The 20781-nt window shown below is 74.0% G+C and carries 23 protein-coding genes and 1 pseudogene; 13 read left to right on the top strand and 11 right to left on the bottom strand.

Annotation, left to right across the window (positions count from 1 at the left end):
- Nucleotides 1-91 precede the first annotated feature (91 nt).
- Entirely contained in the window at nt 92-319 is a 228-nt protein-coding gene (locus tag ACSUPR_RS01910; protein WP_436888982.1) for a hypothetical protein, read from the bottom strand.
- A 646-nt stretch (nt 320-965) separates the two neighbouring features.
- Complete coding sequence (locus tag ACSUPR_RS01905; RefSeq protein ID WP_436888981.1) at nt 966-1910, bottom strand: alpha/beta fold hydrolase; 945 nt, start codon at nt 1908-1910, stop codon at nt 966-968.
- 188 nt (nt 1911-2098) lie between these two features.
- Here ACSUPR_RS01905 and ACSUPR_RS01900 point away from each other — a divergent pair, with 188 nt between their 5' ends.
- Both ACSUPR_RS01900 and ACSUPR_RS01895 read left to right on the top strand, forming a co-directional pair.
- Nucleotides 2099-3046, top strand: coding sequence for a helix-turn-helix transcriptional regulator (locus ACSUPR_RS01900; RefSeq protein ID WP_436888979.1), 948 nt, complete (start codon nt 2099-2101; stop codon nt 3044-3046).
- Between the two features lie 291 nt (nt 3047-3337).
- Nucleotides 3338-3802, top strand: coding sequence for a hypothetical protein (locus ACSUPR_RS01895; protein ID WP_436888977.1), 465 nt, complete (start codon nt 3338-3340; stop codon nt 3800-3802).
- Nucleotides 3803-3968: 166 nt separating this feature from the next.
- Here the strand turns inward: ACSUPR_RS01895 and ACSUPR_RS01890 are convergent, their stop codons facing one another.
- Nucleotides 3969-4442 carry an RrF2 family transcriptional regulator gene (locus tag ACSUPR_RS01890; protein ID WP_436888975.1) on the bottom strand — a complete coding sequence of 158 codons (474 nt, stop codon included), beginning with the start codon at nt 4440-4442 and terminating at the stop codon, nt 3969-3971.
- A gap of 91 nt (nt 4443-4533) precedes the next feature.
- On the opposite strand from ACSUPR_RS01890, the gene ACSUPR_RS01885 reads away from it, so the two are divergent.
- The gene (locus tag ACSUPR_RS01885) at nt 4534-5292 is read left to right on the top strand and encodes an SDR family oxidoreductase (RefSeq protein WP_436888973.1); all 759 of its coding nucleotides are present in this window, start codon (nt 4534-4536) and stop codon (nt 5290-5292) included.
- A 71-nt stretch (nt 5293-5363) separates the two neighbouring features.
- On the opposite strand, the gene ACSUPR_RS01880 is transcribed toward ACSUPR_RS01885, so the two are convergent.
- Nucleotides 5364-5852: a macro domain-containing protein gene (locus ACSUPR_RS01880; protein ID WP_436888971.1), complete on the bottom strand. Its 489-nt coding sequence runs from the start codon at nt 5850-5852 to the stop codon at nt 5364-5366.
- A 112-nt stretch (nt 5853-5964) separates the two neighbouring features.
- Here ACSUPR_RS01880 and ACSUPR_RS01875 point away from each other — a divergent pair, with 112 nt between their 5' ends.
- The gene (locus ACSUPR_RS01875; RefSeq protein WP_436888969.1) at nt 5965-6384 is read left to right on the top strand and encodes a MarR family winged helix-turn-helix transcriptional regulator; all 420 of its coding nucleotides are present in this window, start codon (nt 5965-5967) and stop codon (nt 6382-6384) included.
- A 6-nt stretch (nt 6385-6390) separates the two neighbouring features.
- Here ACSUPR_RS01875 and ACSUPR_RS01870 read toward each other — a convergent pair whose 3' ends face one another.
- Entirely contained in the window at nt 6391-6951 is a 561-nt protein-coding gene (locus tag ACSUPR_RS01870) for a GNAT family N-acetyltransferase (RefSeq protein WP_436888967.1), read from the bottom strand.
- Between the two features lie 466 nt (nt 6952-7417).
- Between ACSUPR_RS01870 and ACSUPR_RS01865 the strand changes: the two genes are divergently transcribed.
- Entirely contained in the window at nt 7418-9301 is a 1884-nt protein-coding gene (locus tag ACSUPR_RS01865) for an ABC transporter ATP-binding protein (protein WP_436888965.1), read from the top strand.
- Between the two features lie 229 nt (nt 9302-9530).
- A complete protein-coding gene (locus ACSUPR_RS01860; protein WP_436888963.1) occupies nt 9531-9785 on the top strand; it encodes a hypothetical protein in 255 nt (84 codons plus the stop codon).
- A gap of 53 nt (nt 9786-9838) precedes the next feature.
- On the opposite strand, the gene ACSUPR_RS01855 is transcribed toward ACSUPR_RS01860, so the two are convergent.
- From ACSUPR_RS01855 to ACSUPR_RS01845, 3 genes are all read right to left on the bottom strand, one after another.
- On the bottom strand, nt 9839-10381 hold the full coding sequence (locus ACSUPR_RS01855; RefSeq protein ID WP_436892201.1) for a sugar O-acetyltransferase: 543 nt from the start codon (nt 10379-10381) through the stop codon (nt 9839-9841).
- Between the two features lie 132 nt (nt 10382-10513).
- Nucleotides 10514-11680, bottom strand: a complete 1167-nt coding sequence (locus ACSUPR_RS01850; protein WP_436888961.1) for an acyltransferase family protein — start codon at nt 11678-11680, stop codon at nt 10514-10516.
- A 32-nt stretch (nt 11681-11712) separates the two neighbouring features.
- On the bottom strand, nt 11713-12333 hold the full coding sequence (locus ACSUPR_RS01845; protein WP_436888959.1) for a TetR/AcrR family transcriptional regulator: 621 nt from the start codon (nt 12331-12333) through the stop codon (nt 11713-11715).
- Nucleotides 12334-12461: 128 nt separating this feature from the next.
- Between ACSUPR_RS01845 and ACSUPR_RS01840 the strand changes: the two genes are divergently transcribed.
- The 3 genes from ACSUPR_RS01840 to ACSUPR_RS01830 all read left to right on the top strand — a co-directional run bounded on the left by ACSUPR_RS01840 (nt 12462) and on the right by ACSUPR_RS01830 (nt 14594).
- A complete protein-coding gene (locus ACSUPR_RS01840) occupies nt 12462-13208 on the top strand; it encodes a class I SAM-dependent methyltransferase (protein ID WP_436888957.1) in 747 nt (248 codons plus the stop codon).
- Between the two features lie 103 nt (nt 13209-13311).
- A complete protein-coding gene (locus ACSUPR_RS01835) occupies nt 13312-14031 on the top strand; it encodes a hypothetical protein (RefSeq protein WP_436888955.1) in 720 nt (239 codons plus the stop codon).
- Nucleotides 14032-14207: 176 nt separating this feature from the next.
- Entirely contained in the window at nt 14208-14594 is a 387-nt protein-coding gene (locus ACSUPR_RS01830) for a hypothetical protein (RefSeq protein ID WP_436888953.1), read from the top strand.
- A 184-nt stretch (nt 14595-14778) separates the two neighbouring features.
- Here ACSUPR_RS01830 and ACSUPR_RS01825 read toward each other — a convergent pair whose 3' ends face one another.
- Complete coding sequence (locus tag ACSUPR_RS01825) at nt 14779-15837, bottom strand: saccharopine dehydrogenase NADP-binding domain-containing protein (RefSeq protein ID WP_436888951.1); 1059 nt, start codon at nt 15835-15837, stop codon at nt 14779-14781.
- Nucleotides 15838-15909: 72 nt separating this feature from the next.
- Between ACSUPR_RS01825 and ACSUPR_RS01820 the strand changes: the two genes are divergently transcribed.
- On the top strand, nt 15910-16866 hold the full coding sequence (locus ACSUPR_RS01820) for a GlxA family transcriptional regulator (RefSeq protein WP_436888950.1): 957 nt from the start codon (nt 15910-15912) through the stop codon (nt 16864-16866).
- A 153-nt stretch (nt 16867-17019) separates the two neighbouring features.
- Nucleotides 17020-17175 carry a hypothetical protein gene (locus tag ACSUPR_RS01815; RefSeq protein ID WP_436888948.1) on the top strand — a complete coding sequence of 52 codons (156 nt, stop codon included), beginning with the start codon at nt 17020-17022 and terminating at the stop codon, nt 17173-17175.
- Nucleotides 17176-17303: 128 nt separating this feature from the next.
- Here the strand turns inward: ACSUPR_RS01815 and ACSUPR_RS01810 are convergent, their stop codons facing one another.
- The gene (locus tag ACSUPR_RS01810) at nt 17304-17849 is read right to left on the bottom strand and encodes an EF-hand domain-containing protein (RefSeq protein WP_436888947.1); all 546 of its coding nucleotides are present in this window, start codon (nt 17847-17849) and stop codon (nt 17304-17306) included.
- A 582-nt stretch (nt 17850-18431) separates the two neighbouring features.
- Between ACSUPR_RS01810 and ACSUPR_RS01805 the strand changes: the two are divergent.
- Nucleotides 18432-18818 (top strand): annotated as a pseudogene (locus tag ACSUPR_RS01805) (DUF4158 domain-containing protein); the annotation flags it as partial.
- Nucleotides 18819-19052: 234 nt separating this feature from the next.
- On the opposite strand, the gene ACSUPR_RS01800 reads toward ACSUPR_RS01805, so the two are convergent.
- Nucleotides 19053-19913 carry a helix-turn-helix transcriptional regulator gene (locus tag ACSUPR_RS01800; protein ID WP_436892199.1) on the bottom strand — a complete coding sequence of 287 codons (861 nt, stop codon included), beginning with the start codon at nt 19911-19913 and terminating at the stop codon, nt 19053-19055.
- Nucleotides 19914-20000: 87 nt separating this feature from the next.
- On the opposite strand from ACSUPR_RS01800, the gene ACSUPR_RS01795 reads away from it, so the two are divergent.
- On the top strand, nt 20001-20765 hold the full coding sequence (locus ACSUPR_RS01795) for an SDR family oxidoreductase (RefSeq protein WP_436892198.1): 765 nt from the start codon (nt 20001-20003) through the stop codon (nt 20763-20765).
- The last annotated feature ends 16 nt before the right edge of the window (nt 20766-20781 follow it).

Here is a 20781-nt window from a genome sequence, read left to right as displayed (position 1 = left end):
CAGCGGACGCGGCGTTCGGCCGCCGGTCCATCCGCCGTCGCCAGAGGCCCTTCGTCGTGCGCACAGGCAGTGGTCATGCTCGGTCACCAGGTCAGCCGGTGCCGGCGATCTGTTCCAGTGGGTGGATGGTGCGGGCCGGGGTGAGGGCCTCAGGGGTCAGTCGAAAGTACTGTTCCAGGTCGGCCACCGACGGTTCGTCGGGGCAGCGGCCGTAGCGGGCGATCCGGTCACCGGAGAGGTACTCGTGCGGCACGGCCACGAACGCGGGGGCCGCGAACAGGGCGGCCCGGCCCCACCGCCGAACCGTCGCCCGGGTCACGGCGGCGGCCCCCGCCGAAGCCCCGGACGAATTCCTCCCGCCCCTCCTCGACCGCACCGTCCACCGAGGCGCGGCACACGCCACACGCGGGTGCTCCTCCGTGCTCGTATCCCCCGCACCCGGCACACCGCCGCGGCTCGGCTCCCACCGCAGGTCGTCCCATCCGCCCTCCCCGTCCGATGCAGACGGTACGGGAGGAGCCCGCCGGGGCGGGCATGGTCTTCCACGTCCGCGGACCCGCCAGGGTGGGGGGCGATGCCCTTTTCCCCCACCGGCGGTCAGGCGCCGAGGCCGGCGGGGCGGGGACGCATGCCGCATGCGGATCTCCTCGAAGGGCACGGCGGCCGCCCCCGACAGGTGGGGGCGGCCGGGGCGGCCCGAGCATAGTCCAGGGCGTGGCAGGCGCTGCACCGCCCTCACCCGTACCGGCTGCGCCGCAGCCGTCCGCCCCGGCCGACGCCGACCTGCGGGGCGCCACCTACCTGGGCCCGCCTTGGATCCGCGCACCAGGGGTCTCCTCCTCCGGCAGGCGCCCCCCGTGCCCGCCTGCCCCCTTCTCCCCTGCCGCTGCGGCCCGGCCGGGCCACAGCGGATCATGTCCCGATGACGGTCGCCGGCTTCGCACTCCTCCGGTGGAAGTCCGGGGTCAGACGGCCTCCTGGCGTTCCAGCCACGCCAGGATCGCCCGGTTGGTCTCCTCCGGCTTCTCCTGCTGGATCCAATGGCCGCAATCCAGTTCGATCACCTCCACGTCGGGCACGAACTCCGCCGGGTTCTCGGACTTGGGGATCGAATCCCGGGTGCCGTGGATCATGAGCGTGGGCTGCCGGATGACCGGGTCCGCGTCCGCCAGCAAATGCCAGTTGCGGTCGACGTTCCTGTACCAGTTCACGCTGCCCGTGAATCCTGTCGATTCGAAGGCGGAGACGAAAACGGCGAGTTCGCCCTCGCTCATCACGGGCTCACCGAGCGGTGTCCCCGCTCTGGCGAGGTCGATCAGCGCCATACCCGGCCGAGGCTCTTCGGGGGGCTGGTTCTTCCGGTACAGGTTGCGGAGGAACCGGGACGTGTTCTCTGAGAACACGGCGTCGGCGACGCCCGGCCGTCGGTTGAAGTGGACGAAGTAGAAGTCCTCGCCGAGCGTTTCCTCCATCACCTCGACCCAGGGCCTCTCTCCGCGCTCGAGGTAGGGCAGGCTCAGGTTGACCACCTTGTCCACGCGCTTCGGATGCAGCAGGGCCATCCCCCAGACGACCATCGCGCCCCAGTCATGGCCGACGAAGGTGGCGTCCTCGTATCCGTAGTGGTCGAGGAGTGCGACGAGGTCGCCCGTCAGGTGCTCGATGTCATAGTCCGTCACCTCGGCCGGACGGGACGAGGCGCCGTAGCCCCGCTGGTTCGGGACGATGACGTGGTGGCCCGCTGCGGCGAGGGCGGGCACCTGGTGGCGCCAGGAGAAGGCATGCTCCGGCCAGCCGTGGCAGAGCACGATGGGTTTCCCCGCGTTCTCCCGGCCCGCTTCGAACACCTCGAGTTCCACACCGTTCACCGGAATGAGGGTGGGCTCGGGAAAGTCCTTTGGATCGAACATTGCGTTCCCTCTTCATCTTCTCGGGGTTCTCAGGCGGCGAAGGCGCCCGCGGACGGCTTTCGCACGCCCCTGGGAGACCGGGGGCCGATACGGTCCCGGGTGGTGGGACCCTCGGCCAGGTCGTGTCTCCATCCTGTCGACCGAAACCGGTCACCCCATGACCGGTTTCATATGAAAATGTTGTCGGCATGCGAACCGACCGGCTGGTGGCCGTCCTCCTCCTGCTGCAACGGCGCGGGCAGGTGACGGCGGCGGAGGTCGCCCGGGAGCTGGAGGTCTCCGAGCGCACCGCCCGCCGCGACCTGGACGCCCTGGCCATGGCCGGGGTCCCCGTGTACTCCACGCAGGGCCGGGGCGGCGGCTGGCGCCTCGTGGGCGGCGCCAGCACCGACCTGTCCGGGTTGACCGCGGGTGAGGCCCGCGCCCTGTTCCTGGTCGCCGGCCCGGCCTCGGCCACGACGCCGACCGTGAAGGCGGCCCTGCGCAAGCTCGTCCAGGCCCTGCCGGAGCCCTTCCGGGTGCAGGCCGAGGCGGCGGCGTCGTCGTTGGTCACGGACCCGGAACGATGGGGGACGAGTCGGGTCGGGCACCGGCCGCCCCGCTTCCTCGGCGAACTCCAGGACGCGGTGATCCGCGGAGTCCAGGTGCGGCTCGGCTACGTCGACCGCGATGGCGCCGAGACCGGGAGGACCGTCCACCCGCTGGGCATCGTCGCCAAAGGCCCGTCGTGGTACCTCGTCTCCGACACCGAGGCCGGCCGGCGGACCTTCCGGATCGACCGCGTGTCCTCCGCCGAGCCGACCTCAGATCCCGTGCACCGTCCCGCGGACTTCGACCTCGCCGAGAGCTGGCGCGAGATCGCCGACGAGGTCGACCGCAGGCGAACGCCCCTCGAGGTCCAGGCGGTGTGCGTGCCCCGCGGGATGGACGTGCTCCGGATGGCGTTCGGCGGTCGGCTCGACGTGGGCGGCTCCGCGGCCGACGGCCGCATCGAGGTCGTGATCCGCGGCTCCGACGAGTACGTGCTCGCCGGCGAGCTCGCCGGGCTGGTCGAATGGCTCGAGGTGACCGGCCCCGCGGGTGTGCGGGACCGCCTGGCCTCGATCGGCGGCGCGCTCGTCGAGCGATACGGCTGAGATCCTCCCGCGGTGTCGGGCTCCGGGGCCCCACGGCCCGGCGGTGCCGGGGGCCGACGCCCCTGCCCCGTCGTTCCCATGCCGACACGCGCCGCACGCCCCCGCCGCGGCGAGCGGAAAACCGGTCGGCCGGGGGCGCCGGCCCCGGCTACCCTTTCGGAGGCCGTGCGAGAGACCGAGGAGGTGGTACCCGTGAACGCAGTATCGACACGGGTGCTCTCCTGCGGGGTCACGGTCGGGCGGTAGGTCGTCCGGGAGCGCCGTCCACGAGCACTCCCGAAGGACACGACCATGCACTTCACCTCCGAACAGCGCCTCGACGACGATCTCCTGGAGCGCGCGTTCACCCTCGACGGCATCCCCGGCGTCCTGTGGACGCCCCGATCCGCTTCGGCCTCCGCACCTGCACCGCTGGTCCTGCTCGGCCACCCCGGCGGCCCGGTCGGGTACTCGGGCGGGATCATCTCCCTCGGTATCCGGCTGGCGGCGGTCGATCCGCGTATCGCGGCCGCCGTTCTCTTCGCCGGGACCTTCGTTCCCCGTTCCATGTTCGACGACGCCCGCCGGATCACCGTTCCGCTGCACGTACTCCTGCAGTGGGACGACGAGCACAACGACCGACGGCTGGCGCTGGACCTGTTCGACGCCCTCGGCTCCGGGGAGAAGACCCTGAACGCCGACATGGGCGGGCACACCGGCGTCCCGCGGTCCGCGGGCGAGGAGGCCGCCCGGTTCCTCGCCCGGCACCTGAGGTAGGGCCGGGCCGCGGCGGCGGCAGAAGGAGCACGAGGCACCCGCCCGCCGGGGCGGCGGGCCTTCGGACCGCCTGCGACTCCGGCTCCGAGATCATGTGCCGCTGGGCCGGGCGTCCCGTGGGCCGGGCGTCCCGCGACGCCTCCCGGCGGCCGCCCGCCCGCCCGCGTCAGCGCGCGGCGGCCAGGCGGGAGCGGGTGCGGGCGGGGGCGCCGGGGGGCAGGGCGGCCAGGATGTCGGCGAGCGTGCTCCCCGCCAGGCTCCGGCGCCAGGCCTGGTGGGCCTCGTCCATCTTCCGCGCCAGCACGCACCTGTCCCGGCACTCCTCGGGAGGAAGCGCCCCCGCCCCCCGCTGCCGGATCTCCGCGCACAGGTAGGGCGAGGACGCGCCGTCCACGGCCTCGACGATCTGGAGCAGGTCGATCTCCCCGGCCGGGCGCGCCAGCCGGAAGCCGCCCCGCGGCCCCGGCGTCGCGCTCAGCACCCCGGCCTTGACCAGTGCCTTGAGCTGCTTGGCCAGGTACGGCGCGGGCAGGTCGAAGTACAGGGACAGCTGTGCGGTGGACGCGGTGTCCCCGGGTTCGAGCTGGGCCAGGGCGGTGGCGCAGTGCAGGACCCACTCGGTGCTCGCGGGAAGCTTCATCGGGCCATTCTACTGGAGACATTGTGGATCTTTTTAGTCCACGATAGGTTCGTTCCGTCGACCACCACAACGACCGGAAGAAGGAAGCACCATGCGCGTCGCCGTCGCCGGGGCCACCGGCAACATCGGATCCCGCACCCTCGCCGCCCTGCGCCGCCGGGGCCACGAGGTCGTCGGGATCAGCCGCTCCCAGGGCGTGGACCTGGCCACCGGCGAAGGGCTCGCCGAGGCCCTGCACGGGGTCGAGGCGGTCGTGGACGCCACCAACATCGCGGCCGCCGACCGCGAGGGCTCGGTGGAGCGCTTCGCGGCACTGACCCGCACCCTGCTCGCCGCCGAGGCGCGCGCCGGTGTGCGCCACCACGTCCTGCTCTCGATCGTGGGCATCCACCGGGTCGAGGGCAACGCCCACTACGCGGGCAAGCGCGAGCAGGAGCGCCTGGTGGAGAGCGGCCCGGTGCCCTGGACGATCGTGCCCGCCACCCAGTTCCACGACTTCGCCGCGATGGTGGCCGGGTGGACCGAACAGGACGGGGAGGCCGCCATCGCCCCGCTGCTGGTGCAGCCGATCGCGCCCGGGGACGTCGCCGAGATCCTCGCCGAGGTCGCGGTGGGCGCGCCGGCGGGGCGCCACGCCGACATCGCGGGTCCCGAGACCCAGGACCTGGTCGACATGGCCCGGCGCACCCTGAAGGCCCAAGGGCGGCGGGTGCGCCTGGTGCCGACCTGGTCCGGGATCTTCGGCACGGCCATGGCCGGTGAGGTGCTGCTGCCCGGTGAGGGGGCGCGCATCGCACCCACGACCTTCGAGGAGTGGCTGGAGTCCCAGGCGGCCGGTCCGGCGTCGTAGCGGGGCGGCCCGGCGGGGACGCGGGGAACCCGGGATCTCCCGCTCGCGGGGCCCGGCGTCCCGCAGGCCCCCTAGTCGGCGTCGTAGACGGTGACGGCCACACCACGGGCGCACAGTGCCTCGCGGACCAGCGGCTCCACGCGCTCCCACCTCCCGCCCGCCAGACCGCAGCCGATGCGCGGCATGTGCACGGTAGCGCCCAGCTCCAGGGCGTGGTCGGCCACCGTGCGCAGGGCGGTGGCGATCGCCTCGTAGCGCACCGGCGGGCCGCCGCTGCCGCGCCTGGTGCCGTTCTGGCCGACCATGTTCGCCACCCGGATATCGGGCGCGACCTCGACCAGGCGCACCGCGCCCAGGCCGAAATCGTTGCGGGCCCGGTCGCGGTGCCAGGCGCGGTAGTCGCGCTCGGGTTCGGGCCAGCGCCGGGACAGGGCCAGGACGAACCCCCTGCCCCAGCCGCCGCGGTCGTTGCACACGTGGGCGATGATCTTGGGCCCGGCGGCCCGGGGGCTGGTGGCGTCGCCTCGGATGACGCGCAGGGGGGCGGGGGTGTCGGACATGCCGGGCACGTTAGCGGGCGGGTAGGACACTCACCGCGGGGAGAGACACCCGGAAGATAAAGATGTATCTTCAGCGGTGTCGATAGTACGAGTTCGTCTCCAGGGGGAGAACATGTCCGACCTGCCCATCGGCTACTGGCTCAAGCACCTGGACCGGCTCATCGAGAACGACTTCGACCGGACCCTGGCCTCGGAGGCCCTGACCCGCCGCCACTGGCAGGTGCTCCACTCCCTGCACGGGGAGCCCGGCACCCTGGCCGACCTGGACCGCAGGCTCGCCGCCTTCCTGGACGAGACCGAGGTGAGCGTGGCCCCCGCCGTGGAGGAGCTGCGCCGGCGCGGCTGGCTCGAGGGCCTGGTCGCCCTGGACCTGACCGCCGCGGGCCGCCGGGCGCACGAGGACCTGTTCGCCAAGGTGGGCAGCGCCCGCGAGCGCCTCTCGCGCGGTATCAGCGCCGAGGAGTACCGGACCGCCGTGGACGTCCTGGAGCGGATGTCGGCCAACCTGGAGGCCGGGCCCGACGCCCGGTGAACCCGCTCAGGCGGGCAGTTCCCGGGTCAGCTCCACGAAGGCCAGGTCGTCGCGGCGCGGAAGCCCGAATGCCTCGTCGCCGTAGGGGAAGGGCTCGGTGCGGCCGGTGTTGGTGTACCCGCGCCGCTCGTACCAGGCGATCAGCTCCGGGCGCTGCTTGAGGACCTTCATGCGCATGAGGCGGCAGCCCCACTCACGGGAGGCGGTGCGCTCGGCCTCGGCCAGGACGCGCCGCCCCAGGCCGCCCCCCTGGATGTCGGGGCGCACCGAGAACATCCCGAAGTAGGCGCCGTTGACGCCGCGCTGGAGTTCGCAGCAGGCCACCAGGTCGCCCCCGGCCTCGGCGATCAGGACCAGGGTGTTGGTGCGCTCCAGCAGCGCGGCCATCCCCTGGGCGTCCACGCGCTGGCCTTCCAGCAGGTCGGCCTCGGTGGTCCACCCCCCGCGGGAGGAGTCGCCGCGGTAGCAGGAGTTGACCAGCTCGACCAGGGCGGGCACGTCGGCCCGCCCGGCTCGGCGGTAGGTCAACTCCGGGCCGGTGGTCTTCTCCGTGCTGTCCGTGCTCACCCGTGCCTCCCCCGTGATGGTGTCGCTGCGCACACCCTAACGGCCCGCACCAGGCACCCGAAATCCGGACCTTGGTCACAGGAGGCGCAAAAGGGGAACCCTCAGGCCTCGTCGGCACCCTCCTTCTCCCGGTGCCCGGCCGCCTGGCTTCCGGCGCTCGCCGCCTACGACGCCGCCATGGTCGCGCCCGGCGCCCTGCTCCACCTGGGGCACCGGCTGCCGGGAGAGCGGGTGCGCCCCCGCCTGGAGAAGCGGCGGGCCGGGGTGGAGGCGAACGGGTGCGGGGCGCCGCCCTGGATCGCCGGCCTCCTCGTGCTAGGCCAGGGCCTGTGGCTCACCGGCGCCCTGGAGGGGTTCGGGGCCTTCGCCGGCCGAGTCCTGCCGCCCGGGTTGACCTCAACATTAGTTTAGGTCATAGCGTTCCCGGTGTGTCCGCCCCACCCAGAACGGAACCGGTGACCCCGACATGAGCATGGAGATGGCCGCGTGGAACTCGATCTACCACGCCATGCACGCCCGTGAGGACCAACGCCCCTTCTCCCTACCGGTCCTACGCCGCATCGCCGCCTTCGCCCGGCCCCACACCCGCGTCCTGACCTGGTTCCTCGCCCTGAGCGTGGCCGTGTCGGTGCTGGCGGTCGCCGCACCGCTGCTGGCCGGCCGGGTCGTGGACACCATCGTCAAGGGCGGGACGCCCGACACCGTCCTGCTCCTGGCCGGGCTCATCGCCGCCGTCGCCCTGCTGGAGGCCGGCCTGGGCCTCATCGTGCGGCGCCTGTCGGCCGGGCTCGGCGAGGGCCTCATCCTGGACCTGCGCACCACCGTCTACGACCACGTCCAGCGCATGCCGGTCGCGTTCTTCACCCGCACCCGCACCGGAGCCCTGGTCAGCCGCCTCAACAACGACGTCATCGGCGCCCAGCGGGCCTTCAGCAGCGTCCTGTCCGGAGTGGTCAGCAACCTGGTCACCCTCGTCCTCGCCCTGGCCGTGATGCTCACCCTGTCCTGGTGGATCACCCTGGCCGCCCTGGTGCTGCTGCCCGTGTTCGTCTACCCCGCCCGCCGCATGGGCGCCCGCCTGGCCCGCATCGAACGCGAGCGCACCCAGCACAACTCCGCCATGAGCACCCAGATGACCGAGCGCTTCTCCGCCCCCGGCGCCACCCTGGTCAAGCTCTTCGGCTCCCCCGACCGCGAGTCCGCCGAGTTCGCCCGCCGCGCCGGACGCGTCCGCGACATCGGCGTGCGCACCGCCATGGTCCAGGAGGTGTTCTTCACCGCCCTGACCCTGGTCTCGGCCCTGGCACTGGCCCTGGTCTACGGGCTGGGCGGATTCCACGCGCTGGCCGGGAACCTGGACGCCGGCACCGTCGTGGCCCTGGGCATGCTCCTGACCCGCCTGTACGCACCGCTCACCGCCCTGGCCGGGGCCCGCGTGGAGGTCATGAGCGCCCTGGTGGCCTTCAGCCGCGTCTTCGAGATCCTGGACCTGCGACCCCTGGTGCACGAGGCCCCCGACGCCGCCGAACTGCCGCCCGGCCCGCTGTCCCTGGAGTTCGACCGGGTCTCCTTCGCCTACCCCGCCGCCGACAAGGTGTCCCTGGCCTCCCTGGAGGAGGTCGCCACCCTGGAGCCCGCCGAGGGGCGCCAGGTCCTGCACGATGTGTCCTTCACCGTCGAGCCCGGCACCACCGTCGCCCTGGTCGGCTCCTCCGGCGCGGGCAAGTCCACCATCGCCCAGCTCGCCCCGCGCCTGTACGACGCCGACTCCGGGACCGTCCGCCTGGGCGGGCGCGACGTGCGCGAGCTCTCCTTCTCCTCGATCCGCTCGGCGCTGGGCATGGTCACCCAGGACGGGCACCTGTTCCACGAGTCCATCCGCGCCAACCTGACCCTGAACCGCCCCGACGCCACCGACGAGGAGATCTGGGACGCCCTGCGCCGCGCCCGCCTGGAGGAGCTGGTGGCGTCCCTGCCCGACGGTCTGGACACCGTCGTCGGCGAACGCGGCTACCGGTTCTCCGGAGGCGAGCGCCAGCGCCTGACCATCGCCCGGCTCCTGCTGGGCGACCCCGAGGTCGTCATCCTCGACGAGGCCACCTCCGCGCTGGACTCCACCTCCGAGGCCGCCGTCCAGGCGGCCCTGGCCGAGGCACTGGAGGGGCGCACCGCCCTGGTCATCGCCCACCGGCTGGCCACGGTCCGCGCCGCCGACACCATCCTGGTCGTGGAGGAGGGGCGCATCGTCGAACGCGGTGACCACGCCGCGCTGCTGGCCCTGGGCGGGCGCTACGCGGAGCTGTACCGCACCCAGTTCGCGACCGGGGAGACCTCCCCCGCCGCCCACTGAGGGCCCCGCCGACCCCGTCCCCCGGTGGCGCCACACCGGGGGACGGTCCTGTGCCGGGGCCGCACCCCCGAAGCGCCCGAGCAGGGCCGGCGGCAGCGGCACTCCGACCGCCGTCCCGTACGGGGCAGCCGGACCGGGCCGGGCCCGGGGCGGCCGAGGCGCACCCCGCGGTTCGGAGGCGGCCGGGGACAGCGCCTCGAATGTGGCGTCGTAGCTGCACAGGCACGCCATGACCAGCGGACCCGCTGCGACCGCGGCCCCGACCGGCCCGGCGCTCGGAGCCCCCTCCGCCACCAGGGGCACGGTCCTGCCGGGGCTGCGGTTCCACGCCGTCGTCGGTCGGCCGGAGCGGGCGAAGGCCCTCGCCGGTGCCGAGCCCGCGAGCCCGAGCCCCCTGACGGTCGCCTCCGGGCGCTCCCCCATCCCGGCGCCCAACGCGCTGGGCACCTGGGGCGAGGAGAACATGGAGCGCCTGCAGAACTGACGCCGGGGGCCGCCCCGCGGCGGGGCGGCCCCCGGCGAAGGGGTCGGGCGGGGTCAGGAGTCGGGGTCGATCTCGCGGATCACCCGGGCCGGGTTGCCCACCGCGACCACGTTCGCGGGCAGGTCGCGGGTGACCACCGCGCCCGCGCCCACCACCGTGTTCTCGCCGATGCTCACCCCCGGGCAGACGATGGCGCCGCCGCCCAGCCACACGTTGTCGCCGATGGTGATGGGCTCGGCCGCCTCCCACTTGTCGCGGCGCGGGCCCGGCTCGATCGGGTGCGTGGGCGTGAGCAGCTGGACGTTGGGGCCGATCTGCACGTCCGCGCCGATCCGGATCGGCGCCACGTCCAGCATCACCGCACCGCAGTTGACGAACGAGCGGGGGCCGATGGTGATGTGGTAACCGAAGTCGACCCGCAGCGGCGACCGGATCCAGGTGTCCTCGCCCAGGTCGCCGAGGAGTTCGGACAGCACCTCGCGGCGCTCGGGGTCGTCCGGCTCCATGGTGTTGTAGCGGTGCGCGAGCTTCTCGGCGCGGATCAGCTCGGCCTGGAGCTCGGGGTCGTCGGACCGGTAGAGCTCACCGGCGAGCATGCGTTCCTTCTGACTGGCCACACGGGTCCTTTCCCAGGGATGGTCGACCCCCGCACCCTAGCCTCCCCGCCTCCCCGCGGACATCCGGAAAAAGCGGGGCCGCCCCGCACGGGGCGGCCCCGCCGGATCAGGTCACAGGACCTTCCCGGCACCCGGGACCGCCCGGACCGCCGCGGCCAGCGCCCAGCAGCCGGGCACCGCCAGCGCGGACAGGGCCAGGAACTTCACCGCCGCGGGCGCCTCCCACCCGGCCAGCAGCACCCCGCCGGCGACCAGCACCAGCGGGTGCAGGACGTAGACGGCGAACGCGTTGGCGGACAGGAACCGGGCGAGGGGCCCGCCGCCGGTGACGAACCGGCGGAAGAACACCAGCAGCGCCAGCATCGTCCCGACCGACAGGAAGGTCTCCAGTACCAGCAGGACCAGCGCCTGCGGGGTGCCCGCGGTGATCTCCGGCCCGCCCAGGGCCCCCTGGGCCAGGGCGAAGACGACCAGTGCCGCCAGCGCCGTGCCCGCCCCGTACCACCCGGCCGCGCCGGGCAGGCGGGTGAACAGGTTGCGCCGGAAGGCGAGGACGCCGACCGCGAACAGGGAGACGTACTGCGGCAGGTAGTCGGGGCTGGGCAGGCCCAGGACCGGCCAGTAGGGGGCCGGGTTGACCCACCGCCACAGGAACGACACCGCGGCCAGGGCCAGGGTGAACCCCACCACCGGCCACAGCCACCGCAGCGGCGCGTCGTCGGCCGGGCGGGGCGCCGGGGCCTGGGCGCGGTCCCGGCGCAGCCGCCGGACGAGCGCGTAGGCCAGGCAGAAGACCAGCAGCACCTCCACGAACCACATGGGCCCCGGGTCGTAGGAGACGAGCACGAACAGCCAGTACGGCAGGTCGCCCACCAGGCCCTCGGCGACCGCGCCCCGGTAGGCCGGGACCATCAGCAGCGGCCGCGCCAGCAGCACGAACAACAGGAACGGCACCCCCAGGCGGACCAGGCGCTCGCGTACGAACCCGCGCCCGCCCCGGCGGTCCGCCGAACCCGGCGTGAAGTAGCCCGACAGGAGGAAGAACAGGCCCATGAAGTAGGTCTGGTTGAGGACGATGAACAGGTCCAGCAGCCCGGCGGAGGCGTCCCCCACCGGTTCCAGGTAGAACCACACGGGGATGTTGCTGTAGGTCAGGGCCGCGTGGTGGAGCACGACCAGGACGGTCAGCGCCACCCGCAGGTTGTCGATGTAGTGCAGGCGGGTGCGGGACCCGCCGCCGGGTCCGGCGGCCGTGTCGGGTGGGGCGTGCTGTGACATGGTGTCCTCGTCCAAGGGGATGGGGGTGCGGCTCAGTCGGGCCGCACCGCGCGTACCAACAGGTCTGCGAGCTCGCGGGCGTGGGCGAGCAGGTCGGTCCCGGGCCGGGAGATCCAGTAGCCGAACATCGCGTCGATGGCCGCCTGCTGGGTGACCGCCATGACCCGGACGTCGAAGGGGCGCATCTCCCCGGCCTCCTGCCCCTGCCTGTACAGCCCCTCCAGGGACTCGTACAGGGGCTCGGCGGCCACGGCGCCGTAGCGGGGGACCCCGTCGGCGTCGCGGGCGTGGATGAAGATCTCGGTGACCGCCCGCAGCCGGTCCGGATGGGCCAGCCCGTACTCGGCCACGCCCATGACGTGGGCGCGCACGGCGTCGAGGGTGTTCTCCTGCCCGGTGAGCCGGGGCAGGAGTGATTCGGCGATGTCGGTGTACACCGTGATGACCACCTGGTCCATCAGCTCGTCCTTTCCGGCGAAGTGGTAGGAGATGACGCCCTTGCTGACGCCCGCCGTGGCCGCGATACGGGCCAGGGAGGCCTTGGGGAATCCGGCCCCGGCGATGGCCTCGATCGCCGCCGCGATGATCTGCTTCCGCCGGGCCTCCTCGATGAAGGACCTTTTCTGACCGCTCGGCTCATTTTTTGACCGCATGGCCAGAATCTAGCACGGGCGGCCTGGAATCCATCGGGGATGCCCCTGAGCCGTCCCCGGTCCGCCCCCGGGACCCGGGTGCGGAGAACCCCTCGCTCCGCCCCGGCCGTGCGGCTGGCGTCCCCGGCATGGACACCGACCCCAGGGAGACCGTGCGGCGCGGCTACGACGCCCTGTCCCACCGCTACGACGAGGCCTTCGGTACCGACACCAAGTACGGGCCGTGGATCGCCGACCTGCTGGACCGGCTGCCGGAGACCGCCGAGGTGCTGGGCCTGGGCTGCGGCACCGGGGTACCGGTGGCCCGCGACCTGGCCGCGGCCGGGCACCGGGTGCGCGGGGTGGACATCAGCGGGGTGCAGATCGAGCGGGCGCGCGCCCTGGTGCCCGCCGCCGAGTTCGTCCGGGCCGGCGCCGCCGCCCTGGACCTGCCCGAGCACGCCCTGGACGCGGTGGTGTGCCTGTACGCGCTCATCCACCTGCCGCTGGCCGAGCAGCCCGCGCTGCTGGGCCGGATCGGCCGGTGGCTGCGCCCGGGCGGGCTGCTGTTGGTCACCACCGGGCACCGTGCCTGGACCGGGACGGACCCGGACTGGCTGGGCGGCGGCGTCCCTATGCGGTGGAGCCACGGGGACGCCGCCCACTACCGGGAGTGGATCACGGCGGCGGGGCTGGTGGTGCAGGACGAGGAGTTCGTGCCCGAGGGGAGGTCGGACACGCCCTGTTCCGCGCCCGCCGCCCCTGACCGGGCACCGGGTGCGGGGGTCGTGCACAGGACCGGTCCGGCCTGGAGAAACCGGTGGGGGCGGAGTACCCTGGAGGTCGGCGCGGTCCCGCGCCCAACCCCCGGTTCCGGTGCCCACGCCGCCGGCTGAGAGGGGGCAAAGGGGACCTTCGAGTCCTCGGGACGCCGGTCTGATGCGCCCCACCGGCGGGGCGGGCGAGCGTGGGTCGGGTCGCCGTCGCCGAGGAGCCGCCATGACCAGGCACAAGTCCTTCAAGCAGCAGGTGCGCACCCGGATGGCCAAGACCGGGGAGAGCTACACCGCGGCCCGCTCCCACCTGCTCCCCGCCGCACCCGCTCCCGCTCCCGACCCGGCCGGGACGCCCGAGCCGGACCGCACCCCCGGGCCCGCGGCCCGGCCCACCGCCGCCATGCGCGCCCGGGTGTCCTCCGAGGCGGTCCGCGAGCGCACCGGGCACGGCTACGACGAGTGGTTCGCCCGGCTGGACGCCTGGGGCGCCACCGAGCGCACCCACAAGGAGATCGCCGCCCACCTGGTGCAGGACCTGGAGGTCCCGGGCTGGTGGGCCCAGTCCCTGACGGTCGCCTACGAGCAGGAGCGCGGCATGCGCGCCCCCGGCCAGCGCAAGGACGGGTACTCGGCCGGCGTCTCCAGGACGGTGCGGGCACCGATGGAGGAGATCTTCGCGGCGTTCGTGGAGGAGTCCGTCCGCGAGCGCTGGCTGGCGGACCCGGAGCTGACGGTGCTCTCGGACAACCCGCCCAGGCGGGTCACCGCCGACCTGGACGACGGCACCCGGGTGGTCCTCTACCTCACCGCCCGGGGCACCGACCGGGTGTCGGTGGCGGTGGAGCAGTCCCGGCTGGCCGACCAGGAGGCGGCCGCCGAGGCCAAGGAGTTCTGGCGCGAACACCTGGGCCGCCTCAAGGCCCTGCTGGAGCCATCCTCCTGACCTGGCCCCTCGCAGGTCCGGTGCGGCCGTCCCACGGACGGCCGCACCGGGAACACCGCTCCCCCTGCCCGGGCCGCCGCGCGGGCACCCGTCCCACCGACCGCGCTCTCCGGCGGCGCCGGTGAGCACGGCACCGACCGCGGGACGCCCACCACGGGCGGTACGCTGGCCCCGTGATGCACAAGAGGACGGGTGGACGACGGCTCCTCGCCGTGCTCGCCGCTTGCGCGGTGCTCGTCTCGGGGTGCTCGGGGGCGGTCGACCCGGAGAAGCTGCCCGGCGTGTACCGCAACGACGACGGCGGGCAGATCGAGCTCTCGGCCGACGGCACGTTCTCGGCCACCGGTGTGACGATGGGCGAGGGCGCGGACCCGGTCGATTTCGGCGGCAGCTGGGAGTACGAGGACCCGGACGTCTCAAGCGGTTTCGTGTACCTGGGAGTCGAGGACGGCGGACTCGGCATGACCGCCGGGGTCCAGCTCCATGTAGGCGACCAGGACACGCTGTACTTCCGGTCCGACCCGGACGGACCGGTCAGGCAGGAGCTCCGCAGGACGGGCTGAGCGCCCCGGCGGCGCCGGGCGGTGAAGCCGCGGAGCCCCCTGCGCACTCCTTTCCCTCCCAGCCCGGACGCCTCTCGCCGGACACCTCCCCGCACACCCGTGCCACCGGCCGGTCCGCAACCGTGGCGCCGGGCGGACGGCGCCGCGCCGCTCGGGAGCGGTCGGCTCCCGAACGGCGCCGCACTCACCGCACCGCGTCCGCCGGGGCGCGTGCGGGCAGCTCCACGGCCAGCGGATCCGGTGCCAGCGCCGCCAGGAAGCCGGCGGCGTCGAACGCCTCGCCCGGGGACAGGGCCCCGACCCCGCGGAAACGCCCGTCCAGCAGGCGCACCACCGCCTCGGCCAGCAGCGGCGCGGTCACCGCGTAGATGTCCCGGCCCGAGGCCGCGGCCCGCCGCTCGACCCCGTCCACCCGCACCCGCACGTCGACGGCGAACCGCTGGGCCGATCGCCCGGTCCCGTCGGCCGCCTCCGGCGCCGGTGTGGCCGGGTCGCGCAGCTCGGCCAGGGGCGCCTCGTTGAGATAGGAGGTGATCCGCTCCGCCCCCAGGTGGCGGTGCATCAGCACGATCTCGGAGAAGGGCAGCGGAACGACCGCCTGGCGCCCCAGCGGTGCGGGGAAGTCCCAGTCGCGGCGGCCGCGGCCGGATCCCTCCAGCGGCACCAGCCGCCCGCCGTCCACGACCAGGCGGGGCGCCGTGTTGCGCTCACCGGTGACGCGCGTACCCGCGGTGGGCCGCCACCCGTCCAGGCCGACGGCCACGGTGACCTCCCGGACCGGGTCGCCGTCGGCCGCGGCGGTGGCCAGCAGGTCGGCCAGCCCGCCGTAGAACGCCATCGCGGGCAGGACCGCCACCCCCGCCGCGGCGGCGGCCCGCCCGTGCTCGCGGTGGACGGCCGCCGCCGCGGGCTGCTCGGCACTGACGTCCAGGTAGTGGGCCCCGGCCGCCACGGCGGCCGCCGCCACCGGTCCGGCCGTGTCCAGGAACGGCCCGGCGGCGTTGACCACCGCGGCCGTCCCCTCCGCCGCCGCGGCCAGCGCCCGCGCGTCCGCCGCCGGCCGCACCTCCAGGCCCGGGTACTCCCGGGCCAGGCCGGCGAGCCGCTCCGCGCTGCGCCCGGACAGCACCGGCTCCAGCCCGCGCCGCACCAGCTCGGCCACCGTGAACCGGCCGGTGTGACCGTAGGACCCGTACACCAGCACCTTGCCGCCCGCGGGCGGAACCGTCATCGAGGAGTTCATGGCCCCCATCCTTCTCTCCCCCCGGGCGCACCGGCCAGCGTCCGATCCGACGCCCTGCGTACACTTTCGGACATGCACACGGTCGGGATCGCCCTGCACGAGCACACGATGCCCTACGAGACGGCGATCGCCGCCGAGGTCTTCGGGGTGGACCGCTCCGACCTGTCCGCCGACGGCGACTGGTACCGGCTGAGCGCGCACACCGCCGACGGCGCTCCCGCTCCCCTGCTGCCGGGGGCGCCCGCCCGCCGCTGGGAGGACCTGGCCGGGGTGGACACCGTGGTCGTGCCCGCCTCCCACCGGCCGCTGGAGGAGCCCGACCCGGTGTTCCTGGCGGCGCTGCGCGCCGCCCACGCCGCCGGGCGGCGGGTGGTCTCGCTGTGCACGGGGGCGTTCGTGCTGGCCGCCGCGGGGCTGCTGGACGGCCTCCCGGCCACCACGCACTGGATGCACGCCGCGGAGCTGGCCCGCCGCCACCCGCGTGTGGACGTGCGCGCCGACGTCCTGTACACCGACGGCGGCCGGGTCCTGACCGCGGCGGGCAAGACCGCGGCCCTGGACCTGTGCCTGCACCTGGTGCGCACCGACCACGGGGTCGCGGCCGCCAACGGGCTGGCCCGCCGCCTGGTGGCCCCCGCCCACCGGCCCGGCGGGCAGGCCCAGTTCATCGCTGCCCCGGCGGTACCGCGCACCCGCGACGGCCTGGGCCGGGCCCTGGAATGGGCCCGCGCCCGGCTGGACCGTCCGCTCACCGTGGCCGACCTGGCCCGGCAGGCGGGACTGAGCCCCCGCCAGCTGGCCCGGCGCATGCACGCCGAGACCGGGACCGCACCCCTGGAGTGGCTGCACCGCCAGCGCGTGGGCCTGGCCAGGGAGCTGCTGGAGGGCACCGACGCCACCGTGGAGCAGATCGCCGCCCGCTGCGGCATGGGCACGGCCACCACCCTGCGCCGCCACTTCCACCGGGCCGTCGGGGTGAGCCCCCTGGCCTACCGTTCGGCCTTCCGCGCCTCCCGCGCGCCCCGCTGATCCCGTTCCGGCGCCCCTCGCGCAGCGCACCGGGAACCGCCTGCACAGGCCTGCGCGCGGCCGGGACCGTCGCCCTGGACGTCGCCGATGTCCGCCTGTCGGCCCCGCGAGGGCGGCGTGCGGGTAGGCGGAGAGGACCGCGAACACCGTGGTGTGCGCCCTGGGACCGCGGCGGGGATCGGCCCGGCCGACGACGAGGCCTTCGGGCCGCACGTGCTGCGCCGCACCCTCGGCACCGACCGCCGCCGCACCTTGCCGAGCGAGGCCGACGGGACCCGCGTGCTGGAGGCGCTCACCATCGACCGCTGAACAGGTGAAGGTCCGCCGCCGAATCCCGCGGTCATTCTCCCCGGCCCCGCTTCGGACACGGAAAAGCCCCCGTGCGCCCCAGGTGGTCGCACGGAGGCCGTCATGGCCGGGGCGTGACCTGCGGCGGGTCAGACCGTCCCGAGGAGGACCCCGCCGGCGCCGCGCTCGTCCGGGGAGTAGAAGAACTCCCGCCAGGCGCGGAGCACCTCCTGCCGGGACAGGACACCGTCGCCGTCGATGTCCATCACGTCGAAGCGCTCGCGGGCTTCGGGACCCGGGACTTTCAGGGCGCCGAGCAGGGTCTGGAACTCGTCGCGGCTGATCTGGTTGTCGCCGTCCGCGTCCAGGACGTCGAAGATGGCGTGCGGCACGCCGTCCAGCATGTTGAACCGGCTCATGTCCATGATCACCATCCGCAGCGCCTGGATGTACTCCTCACGGGAGAGTCGACCGCCCTGGCCCCGGCCGTGGCGCAGCAGCTCCATCCACCACATCTGGAAGGTCGCCTTCAGGGCGTGGGCCCTGCGGTCGGCGCTGTCCACCTTGGCGGCGTCCAGGTAGGCCTTCACCAGGCGGTCGTAGTCGGACCAGTCGATGTGGCCGTCGTTGTCGGTGTCGTGGGCGTCGAAGAGACGGTCGAACTTGCCGTCGATCGCGGTGGGCGTGGTGGTCACGCGCGTCCTTCCACTTCTCGGGCGGGCGCGGATCGCCCCCCGTGGCACCGTCATCTTCACGGGCACGGCGGTGCGGCGGGGGGAGAACGGGTCGGTGTCGGCACAGGTGCTGTGTGCGGCGGGGTTCTGGTGGGGGTATGGGCCGGTACGGCAGGCCCGCGCCGGGCGGATCCGGTGGGCCCGAAGGACGTCTTTGTGCGTGACCGAGACCATCTCACCCCGCAGGCCGCGCGAACGCGACGGGCCCCGCCGGAGGACGCCGGGGAGCCCGCTGTCGGGAGTGAGGCCGGCCCGGAAGGAACCGCTGGTGGGGCTTGTTCTGTCGGTCCACTGGACGGGCTCGTCGCCGGCGTCCGCACCGGTGACCGACAGGACCCTGCCGCTGTGGCGGCTCTCCAGGGCGGAATAAGGGGATCGTGGAGGATTACCACAGGATTCGGCGGTAGAGCCGTGTCCTAGGCGACGGTTCGGCGGTGGGGCCGGGCCGCCCTGTTCGCGGCCCCCGCGTTCGTGGCCGTGCCGCACGAGTACCTCTCCGGTGACCGGATCGCCCGCTACGGCCGCTGCCCCGACGAACCGTCGATGGCCGACCTGGAACAGTGCTCTCGCCTGACCCCTGAGGCCCTCACCCCGGCCTCCAGCAAACACACACCCGCCACCCGGCTGGGGTGGGCGGTGCAGTGGGGCACCGCGCGCATGCTCGGCATCTTCCAGGCCGACCACCCCGCTCGGGCGCCCGAGCGCGCGGTGGCCTTCGTCGCCGACCAGCTCGACGTCGACCCGGGATGCCTGCCCGAGCACCGGTCCCGAGAGAAAACCGCCTACGAGCACGCCTGGCAGATCCGCGACACCTTCGGCCACCGCCGGTTCGCCGCCGGGGAAGAGGACCTGCGCGCCTACCTGGCCGCCCGGGTGTGGGCCGGCGAGGAAGGGCCGCGGGCTCTGTTCGACCGGGCCGTGCTCTACCTGAACGAGCACCAGATCCTGCTGCCCGGCCTGAGCGTGCTCTCCCGGCTGGTGCGCCAGGCTCGGCGGGAGGAGAACGCCCGCCCGCACACCCACCTGGCCGGGCGCGTCCCCACCACCGTGCACGCCGACCTTCTCGACCTGCTGCGGGTGCATGACGACGCCCGCTTCTCCGAGCCGGAACTGCTGCGCACCGAACCCGACCGCATCTCCAGCCCCGGCCTGGTCCAGGCGCTGTCAGAGTGCCGGTCCGGTGACCTCCTGGGTGCCCAGGACGGCGAGCAGGTCGAGGAGGTCGGCGCTGTCGGTACCGACCGCGGGGGTGAACCAGAGCAGCCGCTGTCGGCCGTCCTCGCTGAACAGGTGGAGGCAGTTGACCTCGATCAGGCCGAGCACGGGGTGGTCGAGGCGTTTGCGGTCGTGGCGCCGGAACGCCACGTCGTGTTCGGCCCACAGGGCGGCGAATTCGGGAGAGGCGTCGACCAGCGAGCTGATCATCGAGCGGGCTTCGGTGTCCTTGGCGTCTCGTCTGGCGGCGGCTGCCCGCAGGTCGGCGACGAAGGCCCGGGACTGGCCCTCGTGGTCGGCTTCGGGATACATCCGCCGGGCGCCGGGGTCGGTGAACCACCGGTGGACGAAGCTGGCCCGAGCACCGCGGAAGCCGGAGTGGTCCCCCAGCAGCGCCACCGCCAGCGGGTTCTGTACGAGGGTGACGTGCAGGTCGGTGATGACCTGCGCGGGTGTCGACGTCAGACGGGTGAGCAGGTCGAGCATGCCGGGGTGGACGTGCGAGGCCGGTCCGCCGTGCGCGGGCACCGGCCGGTCGGCCAGGTGGTAGAGGTAGTCGCGCTCGTCAGCGGTCAGGCGCAGAGCCCTCGCCAGCGCGGCGACCATCTGCTCGGAGGGCTGGGATCCGGCGCCGCGTTCGAGTTCGTTGTAGTAGTCCACCGACGCGCCCGCGAGCTGGGCGACCTCCTCGCGGCGCAGCCCGGGCACCCGGCGGCGGAGCCCGTGGGGAAGTCCCACATCGGCTGGACGGATGCGTTCACGCCGCGAGCGCAGGAAAGCCCCCAGCTCGGTGTATCTCACAGAACCCATGCCATCCATTCTGCGCCCGGCCGGGCCGCCGACCCAGGGGACGGGATCCCCTGGTTCCGCCGGTCGGCGGCGTGCACCGTGGAGGGCATGACTACGGACCACACCACGACCACCCCTTCACCGGACACGCGCGTCGCCGTCGTTACCGGCGGATCACGCGGCATCGGCCGGGCCGTCGCCCTCAGGCTCGCCCAGGACGGCCTCGCCGTCGTGGTGAACTACGCCCGCGATGAGGCTGCCGCCGAGGAGGTGGTGGCGGCGATCACCGCCGCCGGCGGGCGGGCGGTCTCGGTGCGGGCGGACGTGGCGGACGAGCAGGCGGTCGCCGGGCTGTTCGACCGGGCCGAGCAGGTGTTCGGCGAGGTGGACGTCGTGGTGAACTGCGCCGGCCGACTCGCTCTGTCGCCCGTCGCCGACCTCGACCTGGCGGTGCTCGACGCCGTGCACCGCACCAACATCCGCGGCGCTTTCGTCGTCGCCCAGCAGGCCGCCCGGCGACTGCGCGCGGGCGGCTCGTTCGTGGGCTTCTCGACCTCCGTGGTCGGCACCAGCTTCCCCGCCTACGGTGCGTATGCGGCGAGCAAGGCGGCCGTCGAGTCGATCACGCTGATCCTCGCCCGTGAGCTGCGCGGGCAGGACATCACCGTGAACACCGTCGCCCCGGGCCCCACGGCCACGGACATGTTCCTCGAAGGCAAGACGCCCGAGCAGGTCGACCGGCTCGCCAAGGCCGCGCCCCTGGAGAGGCTGGGCACCCCGCAGGACATCGCCCAGGTGGTCGCCTTCCTCACCAGCCCGGCCGGGCACTGGGTGAACGGCCAGATCCTTCGGGCCAACGGGGGCATGGTGTGACGCCACGGTCGAACGC

This window comes from Nocardiopsis dassonvillei (genome assembly GCF_964273065.1).
Classification (GTDB): Bacteria; Actinomycetota; Actinomycetes; order Streptosporangiales; family Streptosporangiaceae; genus Nocardiopsis; species Nocardiopsis dassonvillei_B.
The sequence above is the reverse complement of the archived record's forward strand: the minus strand, read 5'-3'. Positions and strand labels throughout refer to the sequence as shown.

What these genes read in the sequence shown, in the direction of transcription:
- ACSUPR_RS01825 (WP_436888951.1), bottom strand. Translation starts at nt 15,837, where the DNA reads ATGAACTCCTCGATGACGGTTCCGCCCGCGGGCGGCAAGGTGCTGGTG.
- ACSUPR_RS01795 (WP_436892198.1), top strand. Translation starts at nt 20,001, where the DNA reads ATGACTACGGACCACACCACGACCACCCCTTCACCGGACACGCGCGTC.
- ACSUPR_RS01840 (WP_436888957.1), top strand. Translation starts at nt 12,462, where the DNA reads ATGGACACCGACCCCAGGGAGACCGTGCGGCGCGGCTACGACGCCCTG.
- ACSUPR_RS01885 (WP_436888973.1), top strand. Translation starts at nt 4,534, where the DNA reads ATGCGCGTCGCCGTCGCCGGGGCCACCGGCAACATCGGATCCCGCACC.
- ACSUPR_RS01905 (WP_436888981.1), bottom strand. Translation starts at nt 1,910, where the DNA reads ATGTTCGATCCAAAGGACTTTCCCGAGCCCACCCTCATTCCGGTGAAC.
- ACSUPR_RS01860 (WP_436888963.1), top strand. Translation starts at nt 9,531, where the DNA reads ATGACCAGCGGACCCGCTGCGACCGCGGCCCCGACCGGCCCGGCGCTC.
- ACSUPR_RS01895 (WP_436888977.1), top strand. Translation starts at nt 3,338, where the DNA reads ATGCACTTCACCTCCGAACAGCGCCTCGACGACGATCTCCTGGAGCGC.
- ACSUPR_RS01820 (WP_436888950.1), top strand. Translation starts at nt 15,910, where the DNA reads ATGCACACGGTCGGGATCGCCCTGCACGAGCACACGATGCCCTACGAG.
- ACSUPR_RS01880 (WP_436888971.1), bottom strand. Translation starts at nt 5,852, where the DNA reads ATGTCCGACACCCCCGCCCCCCTGCGCGTCATCCGAGGCGACGCCACC.
- ACSUPR_RS01890 (WP_436888975.1), bottom strand. Translation starts at nt 4,442, where the DNA reads ATGAAGCTTCCCGCGAGCACCGAGTGGGTCCTGCACTGCGCCACCGCC.
- ACSUPR_RS01845 (WP_436888959.1), bottom strand. Translation starts at nt 12,333, where the DNA reads ATGCGGTCAAAAAATGAGCCGAGCGGTCAGAAAAGGTCCTTCATCGAG.
- ACSUPR_RS01855 (WP_436892201.1), bottom strand. Translation starts at nt 10,381, where the DNA reads ATGCTCGCCGGTGAGCTCTACCGGTCCGACGACCCCGAGCTCCAGGCC.
- ACSUPR_RS01900 (WP_436888979.1), top strand. Translation starts at nt 2,099, where the DNA reads ATGCGAACCGACCGGCTGGTGGCCGTCCTCCTCCTGCTGCAACGGCGC.
- ACSUPR_RS01800 (WP_436892199.1), bottom strand. Translation starts at nt 19,913, where the DNA reads ATGGGTTCTGTGAGATACACCGAGCTGGGGGCTTTCCTGCGCTCGCGG.
- ACSUPR_RS01850 (WP_436888961.1), bottom strand. Translation starts at nt 11,680, where the DNA reads ATGTCACAGCACGCCCCACCCGACACGGCCGCCGGACCCGGCGGCGGG.
- ACSUPR_RS01830 (WP_436888953.1), top strand. Translation starts at nt 14,208, where the DNA reads ATGCACAAGAGGACGGGTGGACGACGGCTCCTCGCCGTGCTCGCCGCT.
- ACSUPR_RS01865 (WP_436888965.1), top strand. Translation starts at nt 7,418, where the DNA reads ATGAGCATGGAGATGGCCGCGTGGAACTCGATCTACCACGCCATGCAC.
- ACSUPR_RS01835 (WP_436888955.1), top strand. Translation starts at nt 13,312, where the DNA reads ATGACCAGGCACAAGTCCTTCAAGCAGCAGGTGCGCACCCGGATGGCC.
- ACSUPR_RS01875 (WP_436888969.1), top strand. Translation starts at nt 5,965, where the DNA reads ATGTCCGACCTGCCCATCGGCTACTGGCTCAAGCACCTGGACCGGCTC.